This window comes from Cellulomonas sp. P2_B4 (assembly GCF_056404795.1).
Genome location: NZ_JBFUDI010000013.1, coordinates 61,923 through 80,822 on the forward strand (window position 1 = coordinate 61,923; position 18,900 = coordinate 80,822).

Annotated in this window: 16 protein-coding genes; 14 read left to right on the forward strand and 2 right to left on the reverse strand. The window is 72.5% G+C overall.

Annotated features, from left to right (window positions below; all coding sequences use genetic code 11):
- Nucleotides 1-9: 9 nt before the first annotated feature.
- The gene (locus AC1DZC_RS18090; RefSeq protein WP_477044231.1) at nt 10-765 is read right to left on the reverse strand and encodes a MerR family transcriptional regulator; all 756 of its coding nucleotides are present in this window, start codon (nt 763-765) and stop codon (nt 10-12) included.
- An 82-nt stretch (nt 766-847) separates the two neighbouring features.
- Nucleotides 848-1,501 carry an HAD hydrolase-like protein gene (locus AC1DZC_RS18095; RefSeq protein WP_477038950.1) on the reverse strand — a complete coding sequence of 218 codons (654 nt, stop codon included), beginning with the start codon at nt 1,499-1,501 and terminating at the stop codon, nt 848-850.
- 54 nt (nt 1,502-1,555) lie between these two features.
- Here AC1DZC_RS18095 and AC1DZC_RS18100 point away from each other — a divergent pair, with 54 nt between their 5' ends.
- The 14 genes from AC1DZC_RS18100 to ftsY all read left to right on the forward strand — a co-directional run bounded on the left by AC1DZC_RS18100 (nt 1,556) and on the right by ftsY (nt 18,674).
- A complete protein-coding gene (locus AC1DZC_RS18100; RefSeq protein ID WP_477044232.1) occupies nt 1,556-2,053 on the forward strand; it encodes a phosphoribosyltransferase in 498 nt (165 codons plus the stop codon).
- 278 nt (nt 2,054-2,331) lie between these two features.
- The gene (gene ileS / locus AC1DZC_RS18105; RefSeq protein WP_477044233.1) at nt 2,332-5,541 is read left to right on the forward strand and encodes an isoleucine--tRNA ligase; all 3,210 of its coding nucleotides are present in this window, start codon (nt 2,332-2,334) and stop codon (nt 5,539-5,541) included.
- The gene (locus AC1DZC_RS18110; protein ID WP_477044234.1) at nt 5,538-6,920 is read left to right on the forward strand and encodes a bifunctional folylpolyglutamate synthase/dihydrofolate synthase; all 1,383 of its coding nucleotides are present in this window, start codon (nt 5,538-5,540) and stop codon (nt 6,918-6,920) included. The genes ileS and AC1DZC_RS18110 overlap by 4 nt, the downstream gene beginning before the upstream one ends.
- 171 nt (nt 6,921-7,091) lie before the next feature.
- Nucleotides 7,092-8,087, forward strand: coding sequence for a dihydroxyacetone kinase subunit DhaK (dhaK, locus tag AC1DZC_RS18115; RefSeq protein ID WP_477044266.1), 996 nt, complete (start codon nt 7,092-7,094; stop codon nt 8,085-8,087).
- A gap of 72 nt (nt 8,088-8,159) precedes the next feature.
- Nucleotides 8,160-8,792, forward strand: coding sequence for a dihydroxyacetone kinase subunit DhaL (gene dhaL / locus AC1DZC_RS18120; RefSeq protein ID WP_477044235.1), 633 nt, complete (start codon nt 8,160-8,162; stop codon nt 8,790-8,792).
- Nucleotides 8,789-9,493 (forward strand): dihydroxyacetone kinase phosphoryl donor subunit DhaM, encoded by a 705-nt coding sequence (gene dhaM, locus AC1DZC_RS18125; RefSeq protein WP_477044236.1) that lies wholly within the window; start codon nt 8,789-8,791, stop codon nt 9,491-9,493. Before dhaL ends, dhaM begins: the two co-directional genes overlap by 4 nt.
- A 68-nt stretch (nt 9,494-9,561) precedes the next feature.
- Nucleotides 9,562-10,194, forward strand: a complete 633-nt coding sequence (locus AC1DZC_RS18130; protein WP_477041124.1) for a TetR/AcrR family transcriptional regulator — start codon at nt 9,562-9,564, stop codon at nt 10,192-10,194.
- A 78-nt stretch (nt 10,195-10,272) separates the two neighbouring features.
- Entirely contained in the window at nt 10,273-11,982 is a 1,710-nt protein-coding gene (locus AC1DZC_RS18135; protein WP_477041123.1) for an MDR family MFS transporter, read from the forward strand.
- 10 nt (nt 11,983-11,992) lie between these two features.
- Entirely contained in the window at nt 11,993-12,394 is a 402-nt protein-coding gene (locus tag AC1DZC_RS18140) for a DUF4233 domain-containing protein (RefSeq protein WP_477041122.1), read from the forward strand.
- Nucleotides 12,395-12,421: 27 nt separating this feature from the next.
- Nucleotides 12,422-12,856, forward strand: a complete 435-nt coding sequence (gene ndk / locus AC1DZC_RS18145; RefSeq protein ID WP_477041121.1) for a nucleoside-diphosphate kinase — start codon at nt 12,422-12,424, stop codon at nt 12,854-12,856.
- A gap of 3 nt (nt 12,857-12,859) precedes the next feature.
- Nucleotides 12,860-13,417 (forward strand): HEAT repeat domain-containing protein, encoded by a 558-nt coding sequence (locus tag AC1DZC_RS18150; protein WP_477044237.1) that lies wholly within the window; start codon nt 12,860-12,862, stop codon nt 13,415-13,417.
- 48 nt (nt 13,418-13,465) lie between these two features.
- Entirely contained in the window at nt 13,466-17,029 is a 3,564-nt protein-coding gene (smc, locus tag AC1DZC_RS18155) for a chromosome segregation protein SMC (RefSeq protein ID WP_477044238.1), read from the forward strand.
- A gap of 93 nt (nt 17,030-17,122) precedes the next feature.
- Entirely contained in the window at nt 17,123-17,440 is a 318-nt protein-coding gene (locus AC1DZC_RS18160; protein WP_477044239.1) for a hypothetical protein, read from the forward strand.
- Nucleotides 17,441-17,477: 37 nt separating this feature from the next.
- Nucleotides 17,478-18,674, forward strand: a complete 1,197-nt coding sequence (ftsY, locus tag AC1DZC_RS18165; protein ID WP_477044240.1) for a signal recognition particle-docking protein FtsY — start codon at nt 17,478-17,480, stop codon at nt 18,672-18,674.
- The last annotated feature ends 226 nt before the right edge of the window (nt 18,675-18,900 follow it).

Consider the following 18,900-nt stretch of genomic DNA (forward strand, 5'->3'; position numbering starts at 1 on the left):
CGCGCGTGTTCAGAGATGTCGTGCGGCGTACTCGTGCAGCGCGTCCCGGACGAGGGTCGCACCCTCGACGCCGCCGTACGTGCGGGTGAAGCGCTCGTCCGCGACGTACATGTCGGCCAGGCCGACGACATAGGCGCGCACGGGCGACGTCCCGTACCCGGGGGTCCCGGGGATGCTTCCCAGCCACGCCACGTGTCGTGCGGCGAGCTCCTGTGCCTCGTCGGAACCCGGTGCGGTGCCGGCCCGAGCGGCGTCCGTCCACCGCGCGGCGAGCTCTGCCGTCTGCTTCTTCCAGGCAGCGCGCTCCGCCTCGCTCATGCCGCGCCACCAGGCGTCCGAGGAGGCGTACGCCTCCGCGCCCCAGCGCTGCTCGACCTCCTCCCGGTGCACCGTGTGGTCGAAGCCGTCGAACATGTCCTCGGCCATGAGTGGCCCTCCGTCCTGTCGTGCCGTGATGGTCCGCTCGACCGACGCGATCTGCCGCGCCAGCCGCTCCTGCTCGCCCCGCAGCCGGTCGAGGTGGCGCCGGAGCGCCGTCGTCTCGTCCTGCTCCTGGTCGAGAACCCGCCGGATGTCCGGCAGGCCCAGGCCCAGGTCCCGCAGCAGCAGGATCCGCTGGAGCCGCACCAGTGCGTCCTCGTCGTACCAGCGGTAGCCGTTGTCGCCGACGCGGCTGGGTTCGAGCAGTCCGAGCGCGTCGTAGTGGCGCAGCGCCCGGCTCGTCGTGCCCGTGAGCCGCGCGACCTGCTGGATCGACGCCTCCACGTGCCCTCCTTCGTCGCGGACCGTTCCTGTCCTGATCCACGGTAAGAGTTGACGCAGCGTCAAGGTCAAGTCGTCGGGCGCCTCAGGACTGGAGCCGTCGGAGCACCACGGCCGCGAGGTCGCGCACGTCGTCGACGAGCTCGACCGCGCCGGCCGCCGTGAGCTCACCGTCAGCCGCGTACCCCCACGTCACACCAACCGTGTCCACCCCGCACGCCCGAGCGCCGAGCACGTCGTGCTCGCGGTCGCCCACCATCAGCACAGGAGACGCCACGGGGAACGCGGCCAGCGCCGCGGCGACGACGTCGGCCTTCGTCGACGGGGTGTCGTCCAGCGGGGCGCCGAAGATCGCGTCCACCCGGTCGGTGATGCCGAACGCGTCGCAGATCGGCCGGGCGTAGACGGCGGGCTTCGAGGTGGCGACCGCCAAGGTGAGACCGGCGGCCCGCAGCTGGTCGAGGGTGTCGAGGATCCCGTCGAACAGGGCGTTGTCGCTGATCATGCGCGTGACGAACACCTCGCGGTAGGCGAGCACCGCCTCGGCCGCGCGCGCCGCCGGCACACCGTGCCCCACGAAGCTCTCCGTGATCGGCGGGCCGACGAACGAGCGCAGCTGAACCCGGGACGGCACCTCGAGACCGAGCGCCCGGAACGCGGAGGCGGCGGACGCGGTGATGCCCGGGGCCGAGTCGGTCAAGGTGCCGTCGAGATCGAGCAGGCAGAGAGGGGTCGTCACGGGCACGAGTGTGCCCGCAACCCGTCGGCAACGTCGGCGACCTACGCTGCCCGCATGGAGACTGAGACTGCGCGCGAGGTGCTCGGCTGGGACCTGTTCGGGACGGCGGCCCGGGAGCTGGCGCAGGCCGTGGTGGACGACGGGTTCGTGCCGGACATCGTCATCGCGGTGGCCCGTGGGGGACTGCCACCCGGGGGAGCCATCGCGTACGCGCTGGGCACCAAGGCCGTCGGCACCCTGAACGTCGAGTTCTACACGGGTGTCGACGAGCGCCTGCCCGACCCGGTCGTCCTGCCACCACTGCTCGACACGGACGCGATGTCGGGGCTGAGGGCTCTGATCGTCGACGACGTCGCGGACACCGGCGAGACCCTCGCCCTGGTGCAGAGGATCATGTCGCTGCACTGCGAGGAGGCGCGGACCGCCGTCCTGTACTCCAAGCCGCGCTCGATCGTCGAGCCGGACTACGTCTGGCGCCGGACCGACCGGTGGATCGTCTTCCCGTGGTCGGCCGAGCCGCCGGTCACGCCGTCCGCGGGGCGAGCGGGATAAGGCGGTGCGCACGGCGGGGTGAATGCCGATATCCTGGTGCGCACAGGCATCGACCCGGTCATCACCGGTGAGCCTCCGGAAGAACGGGCCGGTCAGACGGTCCCAGTAGAACCGGACGGGTAGGCCCGTCACAGCCGCTACGAAGTGGTCGACGACCCGCAAGGGGAGCCGGCAAGCGAGGTGGTACCGCGGTAGAGCCCGGCCGGTCCGGGTCCCATCGTCCTCGCAGCCGAGAGCGACGCACCCACCCAGGGTGCCGACCACAGGAGATCCGTACGGTGGCCTACCCGCTGCACCGCCCGTCCGCGTCCGTCCCCGCCTCGCCGGACCTTCCGTCCCTCGAGAAGGACGTCCTGGCCTACTGGGACGCCGACGGGACGTTCCAGGCGTCCATCGACGCGCGCCCCGCCGGTGAGAACGGCAGCAACGAGTACGTCTTCTACGACGGCCCGCCGTTCGCCAACGGGCTGCCGCACTACGGCCACCTGCTGACGGGCTACGCCAAGGACGTCGTGCCGCGCTACCAGACGATGCGCGGCCACCACGTCGAGCGTCGGTTCGGCTGGGACACGCACGGCCTGCCCGCCGAGCTCGAGGCGCAGCGGCTGCTCGGCATCACGGACACCTCGCAGATCGAGGAGATGGGCCTGGCGGCGTTCAACCAGGCGTGCCGCGAGTCGGTCCTGCGGTACACCGGCGAGTGGCGTGAGTACGTCACCCGGCAGGCGCGCTGGGTCGACTTCGACCACGACTACAAGACGCTCGACACGACGTTCATGGAGTCGGTGATCTGGGCGTTCAAGCGCCTCTACGACAAGGGCCTGGCGTACGAGGGCTACCGCGTCCTGCCGTACTGCTGGCGCGACGAGACCCCGCTGTCCAACCACGAGCTGCGCATGGACGACGACGTCTACCAGTCCCGCCAGGACCCCGCGCTCACGGTCGGGCTGCGGCTCGAGACCGGCGAGCTGGCGCTCATCTGGACGACGACGCCGTGGACGCTCCCGAGCAACCTGGCGATCGCCGTCAGCCCCGACGTGGACTACGTGACGGTCGAACCGGGACCCGACTCCGCGCTCGCGGGGGAGCAGGTGGTCCTCGCGGCCGCCCGGGTCGGCGCCTACGCCAAGGAGCTGGGTCCGGAGCCGACCGTCGTCGCGACCGTGAAGGGCCGCGACCTCGCGGGCCGCCGGTACACGCCGCCGTTCGACTACTTCGCCGGTCACGAGAACGCCCACCAGGTGCTGCTCGGCGACTTCGTCACCACCGAGGACGGCTCGGGCATCGTGCACATGGCGCCCGCCTTCGGTGAGGACGACATGGTCGCGTGCGAGGCCGTCGGCATCGCCCCGGTCGTGCCCGTCGACTCGCGCGGCCGGTTCACCACCGAGGTCCCGGACTACGTCGGCCTGCAGGTGTTCGAGGCCAACAAGCCGATCACGGCGGACCTCAAGGCGGGCACCGGCCCGCTGTCGCGCACACCTGCGGAGCAGCGGTCCGTCGTCGTGCGGCACGAGACCTACGAGCACTCCTACCCGCACTGCTGGCGCTGCCGGAACCCGCTGATCTACAAGGCGGTCTCCAGCTGGTTCGTGCGCGTGACCGAGTTCCGCGACCGCATGGTCGAGCTCAACCAGGAGATCAGCTGGACCCCGGACCACATCAAGGACGGCCAGTTCGGCAAGTGGCTGTCCAACGCGCGCGACTGGTCGATCAGCCGCAACCGCTACTGGGGCACGCCGATCCCGGTGTGGGTCTCCGACGACCCCGCGCACCCCCGCGTCGACGTCTACGGGTCGCTGGCGGAGCTGGAGGCGGACTTCGGACGGGTCCCGACGAACGAGGCGGGCGAGCCCGACCTGCACCGCCCGTTCATCGACGAGCTGACGCGCCCGAACCCGGACGACCCGACGGGTGCCTCGACGATGCGTCGCATCCCGGACGTGCTCGACGTGTGGTTCGACTCGGGCTCGATGCCGTTCGCCCAGGTCCACTACCCGTTCGAGAACGCGGACTGGTTCGAGCACCACTACCCGGGCGACTTCATCGTCGAGTACATCGGCCAGACGCGCGGCTGGTTCTACACGCTGCACGTCCTGGCCACGGCGATCTTCGACCGGCCGGCGTTCCGCAACGTCATGTGCCACGGCATCGTGCTGGGCGACGACGGCCGCAAGGCGTCCAAGAGCCTGCGCAACTTCCCTGACCCGGTCGAGATGTGGGACGTGTACGGCTCGGACGCCGTGCGCTGGTTCCTCATGTCGAGCTCGATCCTGCGTGGCGGGAACCTGATCGTCGGCGAGGAGGGCATCCGCGACGGGGTGCGCCAGGTGCTGCTGCCGCTGTGGAGCACGTACTACTTCTTCTCGCTGTACTCGGGCGCCGCGAACGGTGGCGCGGGGTACAGGGCGAAGGCGGTCTCGGCGGAGCGGGTCCCCGGCCTCGCGCCCATGGACCGGTACGTCCTGTCGCGCACCGACGACCTCGTCCGGGACGTCACCGCGCAGATGGACGCCTACGACATCGCGGCCGCGTGCGAGTCGGTGCGCGAGCACCTCGACGTGCTCACCAACTGGTACGTGCGCACGCAGCGTGACCGCTTCTGGGCCGAGGACGCCGACGCGTTCGACACGCTCTGGACCTCTCTCGAGGTGCTCACGCGCGTCATGGCGCCGCTGGCCCCGCTGGTCTGCGAGGAGGTCTGGCGCGGGCTCACCGGCGGTCGCAGCGTGCACCTGACCGACTGGCCGGTGGCCGGCGCGTCAGACGAGTCGCTCGTCGGCGCGATGGACCAGGTCCGCGCGGTCACCTCCACCGCCCTCGGGCTGCGCAAGGCGGCGGGCGTCCGCGTCCGCCAGCCGCTGCACCGCCTCACGGTCGCGGTCGACGACGCGGACGCGCTCGCGCCCTACTCCGACCTGCTCGCGGCCGAGCTCAACGTCAAGGCCGTCGACCTGGTCACCGCGGACGCCGGCACCGCCGAGCGGTTCGGGATCACGCAGCGGCTCGCGGTCAACGCGCGCGCGGCCGGTCCGCGGCTCGGTCGCGGCGTGCAGGCGGTCATCCAGGCCGCCCGCGCGGGTGACTGGAGCGTCGACGGCGAGACGGTCGTCGCGGGCGGGGTCGCGCTGGAGCCGAGCGAGTACGAGCTGACCACCGTCGTGGGGTCCGAGGGCGGTGCCGCCGCGGTGCTGCCGGGCGGTGGGTTCGTCGTGCTCGACCTGACGCTCGACGACGCGCTGCGAGCCGAGGGCTACGCCCGCGACGTCGTGCGCGCGGTCCAGGATGCCCGCAAGGCGGCCGGTCTGCAGGTGGGTGACCGCATCGTGCTCACGCTCGACGTGCCCGCCGAGCACCTGGCGGCGGTCGAGGCGCACCGCGACACGATCGCCCGCGAGACGCTCGCGATCTCGATCGAGGTCGCGGACGCGTCGCCCGAGCTGCGGGTCACCGTGGCGGCCGTCGAAGGTGGAGGGTACGAGGCGTGAGCAGCAGCAGCGGAGCCGAGCACGTGCGTCGTCAGGCCGAGAAGGAGGCCCGGCTGGCCGCCGACGAGGTCTACCAGGCGATCCTGAGCCGCGCCCCGGAGCACGACATCGACCCGACCCTGGACCGGGTCCGGGCCGTGTGCGAGCTGCTGGGCGACCCGCAGAAGGCGTACCGCGTGGTGCACCTGACGGGGACCAACGGCAAGACGTCGACCTCGCGCATGGTCGAGCGTCTGCTGCGCGAGCACGGGCTGCGCACGGGCCGGTTCACCAGCCCGCACCTGTCGCGGGTCACCGAGCGCATCGCGATCGACGGCGAGCCGATCAGCGACGAGAGGTTCGTCGAGGTCTGGCAGGACGTCGCGCCGTACGTGCACCTCGTGGACCAGGGGTCGCTCGAGAAGGGCGAGCCGCGGTTGTCGTTCTTCGAGGTGTTCACGGTGATGGCGTTCGCGGCGTTCGCGGACGCGCCGGTCGACGTCGCCGTCATCGAGGTGGGCCTCGGCGGCGCGTGGGACTCGACGAACGTCGCCGACGGCGAGGTCTCGATCATCACGCCGATCGCCCTGGACCACGAGCGCTTCCTCGGGCACACGGTCGTGGAGATCGCCTCGGAGAAGTCGGGGATCATCAAGGACGGTGCCACGGTCGTCGTCGCCGAGCAGACCGAGGACGTCGAGGGCGTGCTGCTCGCGGTCGCCGCGGAGCACGGCGCCCGGGTGGTCCGCGAGGGCGTGGACATCCGCGTGGTGGACCGGCAGGTCGCGGTCGGCGGCCAGCTGCTCTCGCTGCAGGGCCTGGGCGGGACCTACACGGAGATCTTTCTGCCCCTGCACGGGCAGTTCCAGGCGCACAACGCCCTGCTCGCGCTCACCGCTGTCGAGGCGTTCATGACCGGTGGGCGCGCGCTGGATCCCGGTGTCGTCGAGATCGCGTTCGCTGACGTCGACTCACCGGGCCGGCTCGAGCTCGTGCGCACCAGCCCGACGATCCTGGTCGACGGTGCGCACAACCCCGCCGGAGCCGAGGCGCTCGTCGAGGCGGTGCAGGAGGCGTTCCAGTTCGAGCGCCTCGTCGGCGTCGTCGGCGTGATGGCGGACAAGGACCCCGAGGGCATCCTCGCGGCGCTCGAGCCCCTGCTCGCCGAGGTGGTGATCACGAGTGCCTCCACGTCCCGCGCGATGGATCCGAACGACCTCGCGGAGACCGCGATCGACATCTTCGGGGAGGACCGCGTGCACGTCGCCGAACGCCTGAACGACGCGCTGGACCTCGCCGTCGCACGCGCCGAGAGCGAGGCCGACAGGGGAGCGGGTGTGCTCGTCACCGGGTCGATCCTGCTCGTCGCCGAGGCCCGGATGCTGCTCGGGCGTCGCTGAGGAGGCATCACCCCTTCGAGCGATGGTGCACGAACGTGCACCGGTGGCGCACGTTCTCACCTTGACGGCCCTGACCGGCACCCACAAGGTGAACATGTCGGGACAAAGGGGTCCGAGGACGGAAGTGCGCGGGTCGCTCGCCGTGGGCGCCCGGAGGAAGGGATGGCTGCAGTGAAGAAGCTCATCAACGACCCGCAGACCGTCGTGGCCGAGTCGCTCGAGGGATTTGCGGCGGCGCATGCCGACGTCGTCTCCGTGCACAGCGACCCGTGGTTCGTCACGCGTGCGGGTGGCGCAGTTGCCGGCAAGGTCGGCCTCGTCAGCGGTGGTGGGAGCGGCCACGAGCCGCTGCATGGGGGCTTCGTGGGTCTCGGGATGCTGGACGCTGCCGTACCGGGTGCCGTCTTCACGTCTCCGACCCCCGACCAGATCGCGCCGGCGCTGCACGCGTCGGACGGGGGCGCAGGCGTCCTCGCGATCGTCAAGAACTACACGGGCGACGTGCTCAACTTCGAGACGGCGGCCGAGCTGGCCGACGCCGAGGGCGTCACCGTGCGCACCGTCGTCGTGAACGACGACGTCGCCGTCGAGGACTCGCTGTGGACCGCCGGACGGCGCGGTGTGGCCGGCACCGTCGCGGTCGAGAAGATCGCCGGTGCCGCGGCCGAGCGCGGGGACGACCTCGACGCCGTCACCGCGGTGGCGGAGAAGGTCATCGCCAACGTGCGGTCGATGGGCGTCGCGCTGACCGCCTGCACCGTGCCGCACGCGGGCAAGCCCAGCTTCGACCTGCCCGACGACGAGATCGAGATCGGCATCGGGATCCACGGCGAGCCGGGTCGGCGCCGCATCCCGCTGGCCAGTGCCGACGAGATCACGGAGATGCTCCTGACGCCGGTCGTCGAGGACCTGGGCCTCGCCTCCGGCGAGAGTGTTCTCCTCTTCGTCAACGGCATGGGGGGCACACCTGCCTCCGAGCTCTACGTCGTCTATCGTCGGGCTCGCGCGTTGCTGGAGGAGCGGGGGGTCGTCGTGACCCGGTCGCTCGTGGGCAACTACGTGACATCGCTGGAGATGCAGGGCGCATCGGTCACCGTGCTCCGACTGGACGACGAGCTGACCGCCCTGTGGGACGCACCGGTGCACACGACCGCGCTGCGCTGGTAGCAGCCGGTTGGTGACGCCATGGGTGCGGCGCAGGGGAGCTCGGCCTCGGGAACTGTCGATGGGAGCGTGGGTATGACGTTGGACGTCGCGTGGGCGATCTCGTGGGTGCGCCTGTCGGCGCAGACCGTCACCGAGCACCGGTCGGAGCTGATCGAGCTCGACCGCCAGATCGGTGACGGGGACCACGGCGAGAACCTGTTCCGTGGCTTCACCGCCGTCACCGCCAAGCTCGACGCGCTCGAAGAGCAGCCCGCCGACATCGGCGAGGTGCTCAAGCTCGTGGCCACCACGCTGATGTCGACGGTCGGCGGTGCCGCAGGTCCGCTCTACGGCACCGCCTACCTGCGCGCGGCGAAGGCCACCGGCGTCGCCGAGCTCGACAGCCACGGCGTCGTGGCCCTGCTCGAGGGTGCGCTCGAGGGCATCGTCGCGCGCGGCAAGGCGCACACCGGCGAGAAGACGATGGTCGACGCGTGGACGCCCGCGGTCGAGGCGGCCGTCGCCGCCGCCGACTCGGGCGCCACGCCGGCCGCCGTCCTCGAGGCGGCCGCGCAGGCCGCGACCGCCGGTGCGGAGGCGACGGTCGAGCTGATCGCGACGAAGGGTCGCGCCAGCTACCTCGGCGAGCGCTCGGCGCACCACATGGACCCGGGGGCGCGCTCGACCGAGCTGATCCTGCGCGCCGCCGCCCAGGCCGCGGAGTGAGCGGGGGCGCACGGGTCGCGCTCGTGCTCGTCTCGCACTCGCGCGCGCTCGCGGAAGGGGCCGCCGAGCTCGCCGGCCAGATGGCGCCCGGCGTCCTGCTGATCGCCGCGGGTGGCATGGACGACGGGGGGATCGGCACGAGCTTCGGCGCGATCGAGGCCGCGCTGACGAGGGCGACCGAGGACGGTGGCTCCGCCGTCGTCCTGACCGACCTCGGCTCCGCGGTGCTCACCACCGAGTCCGTCGTGGAGTTCCTCGACCCCGACGTCGCGGCGCGGGTGCGGCTCGCGGACGCCCCGTTCGTCGAGGGCGCTGTCGCGGCGGCCGTGACGGCGCACGGGGGAGCGGACCTGGAGACGGTCCACGCGTCGGCAGAGGCCGCAGGCGGCATGTTCGGGACCCCCTCGGCGGAGGCCGCCCCAGCGGGTCCGGTCGGCGACGACGGTGTAGTGCGGGCCACCGTCACGGTCCGCAACCCGCTCGGGCTGCATGCCCGGCCCGCCGCGGTCGTGGCGCGGATGCTGGCGGGCTACGACGCGAAGGTGCAGGTCAACGGCGCGAACGGGGCGAGCGTGCTGGCCCTGATGAAGCTCGGGGCCACGCAGGGGCACGAGCTGCAGGTCGAGGCCGAGGGCGCGCAGGCTGCTGAGGCCGTCGCGGCCCTCGTCGAGGCGGTCGAGGGCGGGTTCGGCGAGACCTGATCCCGTGTGACCGAGTCCACATGGACGGGCGTTCAGAAAATATTGCACGAGATGTAAAGTTGCACCTCGTGCAGAACACCCTACTCGTCGGCTCGGCCGATCCCCGGGGCCCCGGCCTGCGGGAGCGCCAGAAGCTTGCGCGCCGCGAGGCGCTGATCGACGCGACCCATCGACTCGTCGCCGAGCACGGCCTCGACGCGGTGACGGTTGAGGCGATCTGCGCGGAGGCGGGTGTCTCGGTCCGCACGTTCTTCAACTACTTCGAGACGAAGGACGACGCGGTCCTCGGGCACGCGCCGTGGCCGCTGGAGTCGGAGGCCGCCGACGCGTTCGTCGCGGGCGGCCCGACCGGTCACCTCCTCGAGGACATGCAGGCGCTCGTCTCGTCGTTCCTGGGGGACCCGCACCTGGACCACGCCCGGATGGCGCGCGCGTTCGAGCTGGCGGCCCAGGAGCCGCGGCTGATCGCCCGCCACATGGCCTGGCTCGAGAAGCACAAGGGGCAGCTCGCGGCCGTCGTCGAGAAGCGCCTCGGATCGGGGACCGCGTCGTCGGCGTACTCCACCGAGACCGTCTCCGCCGCCCTGATGTTCCTCGTGCACGCGACATTCCTGCGCTCCGAGGCCTCACCTGCCGATGTGCCTGTCGGAGACCACCTCGCTGCCGTGGTCGCCGAGCTGCGCGCGATCGTCTCCGACTGAAGCCGCTCCACCGTCGTCCCTCGCGTCCCGCGACGCGATCACAGTTGCCCGAACGCACCGAAGAACGAGGTCCCACGCATGGCCATCGCCGCACCCGGCGCCCCAGCGACAGACAAGCCGCTGATCGTCCTGACCCCCCGCACCGTCTGGCTCATCTTCGGTGCGCTCATGGCGGGCATGTTCATGTCGTCGCTCGACCAGTCGATCGTCGGCACAGCCATGCCCACGATCGTGGGCGAGCTCAACGGCGTCGAGCACCAGGGCTGGGTGGTGACCGCGTACATCCTGGCGATCGCCATCGTGATGCCCCTGTACGGCAAGTTCGGTGACCTCTGGGGCCGGCGCTGGCCGTTCCTGGTGGCGATCGGGCTGTTCACGCTGGCGTCCGCCGGTGCCGGGTTCGCCGACACGTTCGGCCAGCTGGTGTTCTGGCGGTTCATGCAGGGCCTCGGCGGTGGCGGTCTGATGATCCTGTCGCAGGCGATCATCGCGGACATCGTGCCGGCCAAGGAGCGCGGCAAGTACATGGGCCCGATGGGCGCCCTGTTCGGCATCGCGGCCGTCGTCGGCCCACTGCTCGGCGGCCTGTTCACGCAGCACGCCGACTGGCGCTGGTGCTTCTGGCTGAACATCCCGATCGGCGTCGCCGCGTTCGCGATCGCCTGGTTCACGCTCAAGCTGCCCTCGCACCGTTCCGGCAAGAAGATCGACGTCGCCGGGATCTTCTTCATGGTCGTCGGAACCTCCGGCCTGGTCCTGCTGACCAGCTGGGACAGCTGGACCGGCAACCGCGGCTACGACTGGTCCGACCCGGGTCTGCTCGCGCTCGCCGTCGGCACCCTCGCGTCCATCGCGGCGTTCATCGTCGTGGAGCTGCGCGCGCAGGAGCCGCTGCTGCCGCTGCGCCTGTTCCGCAACCCGACCTTCACCATCGCCACCGTGATCGGCCTGATCCTCGGCATGGGGATGTTCGCGGCGATCGCGTTCCTGCCGACGTTCCTGCAGATGTCGACCGGTGCCGGCGTGACCGAGTCCGGCTTCCTCATGCTCCCGATGATGGTCGGCGTCATGATCGCGGCCGTCGGGTCGGGTCTGGCGATCACCCGCACGGGCCGCTACAAGATCTTCCCCGTGGCCGGCCTGGCCATCACGGCGGGGGGCATCGCGTGGCTCACGCAGATCACCGGTGACATGTCGATGATCCTGTTCGGCGCCATGATCTTCGTGGTCGGCTCGGGCATGGGCCTCGTGATGCAGACGATCGTCCTCGCCGTGCAGAACTCCGTGGACCCGCACGAGATCGGCACCGCGACCAGCACGAACAACTTCTTCCGCGAGATCGGCGCGGCCGTCGGCACGGCGCTGTTCAGCACCCTCTTCACGACGAAGCTCGCCGCGAACCTCGGCGACGTGTTCGCGGGTGCCCCGGCGGGTGCCGGCGACAGCGCGGCGGGCCTCACCCCCGCGGCCGTGCAGGCCCTGCCCGAGCCCTACAAGACCGGCGTGATCGACGCCTTCACCAACGCCCTCGCCCCGTCGTTCTGGTACCTCGTGCCCGTGGTCCTCGTCGGGTTCGTTCTCGCGCTCTTCCTGCGCGAGGTCAAGCTCTCCGACGTGGCCGGCATGGTCGCCCGCGGCGAGGCGCTGGCCGCCGACGGCTCCGGCGACGTGACCGAGACGGTCGACGGCTCCGTGGTGCTCGACGAGCTCTCCGCGCCGGCCCACCCGGACATCCCGAGCCCGCACCGCGAGCCGGCGCAGGACGTCGGCGCGTCGGCCCGCCGGTAACCTTGGCCGCATGAGCTCCACCACCGGTGACGGTCCGGCCGTACGCCGCAAGCGCCCCGCGAAGCCCCAGTTCACGCAGACGATCCTCGTTCTCGAGGCTGTCGTGGTGTTCTTCGCGACGCTCGTGGCGTACGGCCTCCGGGTCGCCCCCACGGCCACCGTCTGGCTGGTCGGCGGCGGCCTGTGCGTGCTGCTCATCCTGCTGTCGGGCTTCGTCTCGCGGCCCGGCGGGTACGCGGCCGGGTGGGTCGGGCAGGTGCTCGTGCTCGCGGGCGGGATCTGGGTCCCGATGATGTTCTTCGTTGGCGGGCTCTTCGTGATCCTGTGGTGGGTCGCACTGAGCCTGGGCGGACGCATCGACCGCGAGCGTGCGGAGTATGACGCCGCTCACCCCGGTGCAGTCGGACCCTGAGCGACGACCCCCGTTAGGGTGACGGCCATGACTGACGCACCGACCACCCAGCGCACCCTCGTCCTCGTCAAGCCGGACGGCGTCCGGCGCGGGCTGACCGGCGAGGTCCTGCGCCGCATCGAGGCCAAGGGCTACACGCTGGTGGCCGTCGAGCTGCGCGAGGCCTCCGTGGAGCTCCTCGAGGAGCACTACGCCGAGCACGCCGGCAAGCCGTTCCTGACCCCGCTGGTCGACTTCATGCGCTCGGGCCCGCTGCTCGCGGTCGTCGTCGAGGGCCACCGCGCCATCGAGGGGTTCCGGTCCCTGGCCGGCGCCACCGACCCGACGGTCGCCGCGCCCGGCACGATCCGCGGCGACCTCGCCCGCGACTGGGGCCTGAAGGTCATCCAGAACCTCGTGCACGGTTCGGACTCTCCCGAGTCGGCCGCCCGCGAGATCGCGCTCTGGTTCCCCGCGCTCTGAACCATGGCCGCGACGCCTGCGGACCTCGTCGCGCAGGCGTGCGCGGACCTCGGTGAGGACGTCGTCGTCGACCGGTGCGTGGACCTGCTCACCGGACGGGCGTCGGACCATCCGTTCTCGCTGGACCTGATCTCCGGGCCCGGGTCGCAACGGCTCGCGGACCGCTACGCGACGCAGCCCGGCAAGCCCGACTACTGGCCACGTGCCTGGGCCGCCCGGGCGCTGCGCTACGCCTGGCGCGAGGAGGTCGGCGTCCGGCGCGCCGTCGTCAGCGGGCTGTCCGACCCCGCGTGGCGCGTCCGGGAGACGTGCGCGGCGGTGGTCCGGCTGCGCGAGGTCGCGGAGGCGGCCGAGCCGCTGCGAGCCCTCCTGGCCGACGAGACACCCCGCGTCCGCGTCGCCGCCGCCCAGGCGCTGGCCGTGGTCGGCGAGCACGATGACCTCGAGGTGCTCGCGACGCTCCACGACGAGGACGCCCGGGTCGCACGCGCGGTCGGGCGGGCCCGGAGCCGGCTCGCGGAGCGCCTCGACCTGCCCGATCCCGGCCCCCACCGGCACTGAGCAGCGCCGCCTCCCGGCTGCCGGGCGGCCAGCCCTTAGGCTTCGACCGTGCACCTCAAGACCCTCACCCTGCGGGGGTTCAAGTCGTTCGCCTCGGCGACGACCCTGAACTTCGAGCCGGGCGTCACCTGCGTGGTCGGGCCGAACGGCTCGGGCAAGTCCAACGTCGTCGACGCGCTGGCCTGGGTGATGGGGGAGCAGGGCGCCAAGTCGTTGCGCGGCGGCAAGATGGAGGACGTCATCTTCGCCGGCACCACCGGCCGCCCGCCGTTGGGTCGTGCCGAGGTGTCGCTGACGATCGACAACGCCGACGGTGCGCTGCCCATCGAGTACTCCGAGGTGACGATCTCGCGCACCCTGTTCCGCAACGGCGGGTCCGAGTATGCGATCAACGGCCAGGGCTGCCGGCTGCTGGACATCCAGGACCTGCTGTCCGACTCGGGCCTGGGCCGCGAGATGCACGTCATCGTCGGCCAGGGCCAGCTCGACGCGGTCCTGCGGGCCACGCCCGAGGAGCGGCGCGGCTTCATCGAGGAGGCCGCAGGCGTCCTCAAGCACCGCAAGCGCAAGGAGAAGGCGCTCCGCAAGCTCGAGGCGATGCAGGCCAACCTGACGCGGCTCGGCGACCTGACCGGCGAGATCCGACGACAGCTCGGGCCGCTCGGCCGGCAGGCCGAGGTCGCTCGCAAGGCGCAGACCGTCCAGGCCGACCTGCGCGACGCCCGCGCGCGGCTCCTGGCCGACGACCTGGCGCAGCTCACCTCCACGCTCGAGCAGGAGATCGCCGACGAGAGCGCCCTGCGCGTGAAGCGCGAGGAGGTCGAGCAGGCCCTGGCCGGCGTCCGTGCGCGGCTCGCGACGCTCGAGCGGGAGGCGGCCGAGGCGGCACCCGCGCTCAGCGAGGCCAGCGAGGTCTGGTACCGGCTGTCGTCGCTGCGCGAGCGGCTGCGCGGCACCGCCTCGCTGGCGGCCGACCGGGTCCGGCTGCTCGGCAGCGCCGGCCCCGAGCGTTCCGGCGGCGCCGACCCCGACGACCTGGCGGCCCAGGCCGAGCGGGTGCGCTCGGCGGAGGCGGAGCTGGCAGGCGAGGTCGAGCTGGCCCGGGCCGGGCTGGAGGCTGCCGTCACCGCGCGCCAGCAGGCCGAGGCCGAGGCGGTCGCCGCCGAGAAGGAGGTGGCGACCGCCCTGCGCGGTGCCGCCGACCGTCGCGAGGGCGTCGCCCGCCTCGCCGGCCAGGTCGCGGCCCGACGCAGCCGCGTCGAGGCCACGCAGGCCGAGATCGGGCGCCTGCGCGAGTCGCTGGCGGCCGCCGAGCTGCGTGCTCAGGACGCGACGACCCAGTTCGCCGTCCTCGAGTCGCAGGTCGCGGGTGTCGAGGAGGGCGAGGAGGGCCTGGACGCCGAGCACGAGGCAGCCGTCGAGGCGCTCGAGAAGGCGACCGAGCGGCTCGCCGCGCTCCAGGAACAGCTCAGCGCCGCCGACCGCGAGCGTGCGGCCCTCGAGTCGCGCGCCGAGACCCTCGAGCTCAGCCTGACGCGCAAGGACGGCGTGGGCGCACTGCTCGCCGCCGACGGTCAGCCCGGTCTCGTCGGATCCGTCGCGGCCCTGCTGGCGGTGGACCCGAAGGACGAGGAGGCGATCGTCGCGGCGCTCGGCTCGCTCGCCGACGCGGTCGCGGTCGACTCGGTCGATGCCGCCGTCGACGCCATCCGGTACCTGCGCACCGAGGACGCCGGCCGGGCGACGCTGCTGGTCAGCGGCGGTGCCGGGAGTCCCGCCCCGCCGGTGACCGACGTGCCCGCAGGCGCCGAGCGCGCCGTCGACCTGGTCCGGGCCCCCGCGCACGTGCGCGCCGCCGTCGAGACATTGCTCGCCGACGTCGTGGTCGTGGACGACCTCGCCGCCGCCCGCGCGATCGTCGCCACCCGCCCCGACCTGGTCGTCGCGACCCGGTCCGGTGACGTCCTGTCGCAGCACCGCGCCTCCGGTGGCTCGGCGACCGCTCCGAGCGCGCTGCACCTGCAGGCCGCGCTCGAGCAGGCGAGGTCGGGTGCCGCGGCCGCGGCTGCGGCGGGGGAGCGGGTCCGGTTCGAGCTGACGACGGCGACCGAGTCGCTGGCCGCGGCCCGCGAGGCGCACGAGCACACCCTGGACCGGCTGAACGAGTCCGACGCGGCCCTCGCGGCCGTCGCCGAGCAGCTGGGCCACCTCGGCTCGACCGCCCGCGCCGCGAACGCCGAGGCCGCGCGCCTGCAGACCTCGCTCGACGGCGCGTCGAACACGCTCGAAGCGGACACCGCCGAGCTCGCCGAGCTCACCGAGCGGCTGGCCGCGGCCGAGGTCGAGCCCGCCGAGTCCGAGGCCGCGATCATGGAGGGCAGCGCGCGTCGCGACCGCCTGGCCGAGCTGGCGTCCGGCGCCCGCGCCCGGGAGACCGAGGCGCGGCTGACGCTGCGGACCGGCGAGGAGCGCGCCCGCGCGCTGTCGGGTCGTGCGGAGTCGCTCGAGCGCGCCGCGCAGGCCGAGCGCGCCGCCCGKGAGCGGGSCGCCGAGCGCGAGAGGTCGCGCGCGCGGCAGGCCGGGGTCGCCGAGGCCGTCCGTGACGGTGCCCAGCGCGCGCTCGTCGTGCTCGACGAGTCCCTGCGTCGGGCGTCCGCCGAGCGGGACGATGCCGAGACCGCGCGCGGCGAGCGCGACCGCGCGGTGACCGCGGCCCGCGCCGAGGTCGACGTCCGGGCCGGCGAGCTCGCCCAGCTGACCGACGTCGCGCACCGCGACGAGATGGCCCGCACGCAGCAGCGCCTGCGCATCGAGACGCTGCAGGCGCGCGCGGTCGACGACCTGGGCCTCGACCCGGCCGTGCTGATCGACGAGTACGGCCCCCACCAGGACGTCCCGGTCATCCCCCCGCCCGACCCCGGCTCCGACGAGCCGGCGGCGGTGCCCTACGTCCGCGAGCAGCAGGAGAAGCGCCTCCGGGCTGCCGAGCGTGCCCTGTCGCTGCTGGGACGCGTCAACCCGCTCGCGCTCGAGGAGTTCGCCGCGCTCGAGGAGCGTCACCAGTTCCTCGTCGAGCAGCTGGCCGACCTCAAGAAGTCGCGTGCCGACCTGCTCGAGATCGTCAAGGAGATCGACGAGCGCGTCGAGCAGGTGTTCGCGGACGCCTACCACGACACCGCGGCGGCGTTCGACGTCGTCTTCCCGCGCCTGTTCCCCGGCGGCGAGGGGCGACTCGTGCTCACCGACCCCGACAACATGCTCACCACCGGCATCGAGGTCGAGGCGCGGCCTGCCGGCAAGAAGGTCAAGCGCCTGTCGCTGCTGTCGGGTGGCGAGCGGTCGCTGACGGCCGTGGCGCTCCTCGTCGCGATCTTCAAGGCGCGGCCCAGCCCGTTCTACGTGATGGACGAGGTCGAGGCCGCGCTCGACGACGCGAACCTGGGCCGCCTGCTCGAGATCTTCCGAGAGCTGCAGGAGGACTCCCAGCTCATCGTCGTGACGCACCAGAAGCGCACGATGGAGATCGCCGACGCCCTCTACGGCGTGACCATGCGCGGGGACGGCGTGACCACCGTGATCAGCCAGCGGATGCGCGAGGACGTCGCGGTCTGAGTGCCTCGCGTCCTTGTGGAGATTGTGTGAGGTTGTCCGCCCGGCGCGCGTTCGATGCTGCTCACGGCGTGCTCGGCACGGAGACTGGATGACATGCCGGTTCTCGTTGCGATCTTCGTCGCCCTGCTCGTCGCGGGCGGTGTGCTGCTCGTGGCCAGCGTCGTCAGCACCCGGCGCGACCGCCGCGAGTCGCCGCTGACCGCCCTGAAGGCGGGCCTGACGGGCCGGGACCACCCCGACTCCGCGGTCGGTGCCGCCGCGACCGCCGAGCCCGTGGACGTCTCGCTGGCCGAGTTCCTCAGCGTGACCGTCGAGGAGGGGGACCCGTACCTCCACGTCGACGACCTGACCTCGACGCTGCAGGACGCGCGCGCCAAGGCCGCGGGAGCACTGACCGGCAAGCGACGCTGACTCGCTTCCTGGCGCCGCCGCCGTACAGACTGTCCCGGTGACCAACGACAGCCTCGAGATCCTTCTCGCCGCCGGCATCCCGATCGCTCTGCTCGTCGTCCTCGCGACGACGCTCGTGCGTCGTCGCCGACCCGGCCTCGACGACGAGGCACCGCCTCCCGTGGCGGAGGAGGCACCGGCAGCGGCCCCGGTCGAGGCTCCCGCCGACACGGCGCCTCCCGCGCCCGTCGTCGAGGCGCCCGAGGAGGTCTTCCCGGACGAGGCCGAGCTGGCTCCCGTCCTCGAGGTCCCCGAACCCGTCGCGGGTCGCCTCGCGCGGCTGCGCTCCCGGCTCGCTCGGTCTGGCTCACCCCTGGGCACGCGGCTGCTCGCGGTCCTCTCGCGCGACCACCTCACGGAGGACGACTGGGACGAGCTCGAGGAGACGCTGCTGCTCGCGGACGTGGGCGCCGGTCCGAGCGGTGAGCTGATCGACGCCCTGCGCACACGGGTGCGGGTGGACGGCGTCAAGGACCCCGCGCAGGTCCGCGCGCTGCTGCGAGAGCAGCTCATCGCGCTCGTCGACCCCACGCTGGACCGGTCGCTGAGCACGGCCCCGACCGTGGCCGAGGACGGGTCCGCCGTCCCGGCCGTCGTCCTGGTCGTCGGCGTCAACGGCACCGGCAAGACGACGACGGTCGGCAAGCTCGCGCGCGTGCTCGTCGCCGAGGGGAGCACTGTGGTGCTCGGTGCGGCGGACACCTTCCGAGCCGCCGCCGCCGACCAGCTGCAGACCTGGGGCTCCCGGGTGGGCGTGCACACCGTGCGCTCGGACCGCGACGGTGCCGATCCCGCGGCCGTCGCGTTCGACGCGGTCCGGACGGGCAAGACCGAGGGCGTCGACGTCGTGCTCGTCGACACCGCCGGGCGCCTGCAGAACAAGGCCGGCCTGATGGACGAGCTCGGAAAGATCACGCGCGTCATCACGCGCGAGGCGCCCCTGTCCGAGGTGCTGCTGGTGCTCGACGCCACGACGGGCCAGAACGGCCTGAACCAGGCGCGGGTCTTCAACGAGGTCGCCGGCGTCACCGGCATCGTCCTGACCAAGCTCGACGGCACCGCGAAGGGCGGAATCGTCGTGGCGGTCCAGCGTGAGCTCGGCGTCCCGGTCAAGCTCGTCGGCCTCGGTGAGGGACCCGACGACCTGGCGCCGTTCGACGCCGCATCCTTCGTCGACGGGCTGCTCGAGGGCTGAACCCGAGCGCAGGGTCGCGCCGACCTGTCCGGTTTGCTCGGATAATGGGTGGAGTTGTCGCCGTCGGTCCGGCAAGGCGCCCATGCGGACTGTCACCGAGCCCATCACCTGCCGGAATCAGTGGCTGACCAGGCACGACGCGCGTCGACGCACGGCCGGACCTCCTGGACGACCGCTCACCACGAAATCGAACGTTTACGCGGGATCGGCGCTTGTCACACGCCCG

Coding starts and splice junctions, on each gene's coding strand:
- dhaL (WP_477044235.1), top strand. CDS start 8,160: ATGACGTTGGACGTCGCGTGGGCGATCTCGTGGGTGCGCCTGTCGGCG.
- AC1DZC_RS18135 (WP_477041123.1), top strand. CDS start 10,273: ATGGCCATCGCCGCACCCGGCGCCCCAGCGACAGACAAGCCGCTGATC.
- AC1DZC_RS18140 (WP_477041122.1), top strand. CDS start 11,993: ATGAGCTCCACCACCGGTGACGGTCCGGCCGTACGCCGCAAGCGCCCC.
- ndk (WP_477041121.1), top strand. CDS start 12,422: ATGACTGACGCACCGACCACCCAGCGCACCCTCGTCCTCGTCAAGCCG.
- AC1DZC_RS18100 (WP_477044232.1), top strand. CDS start 1,556: ATGGAGACTGAGACTGCGCGCGAGGTGCTCGGCTGGGACCTGTTCGGG.
- AC1DZC_RS18160 (WP_477044239.1), top strand. CDS start 17,123: ATGCCGGTTCTCGTTGCGATCTTCGTCGCCCTGCTCGTCGCGGGCGGT.
- AC1DZC_RS18150 (WP_477044237.1), top strand. CDS start 12,860: ATGGCCGCGACGCCTGCGGACCTCGTCGCGCAGGCGTGCGCGGACCTC.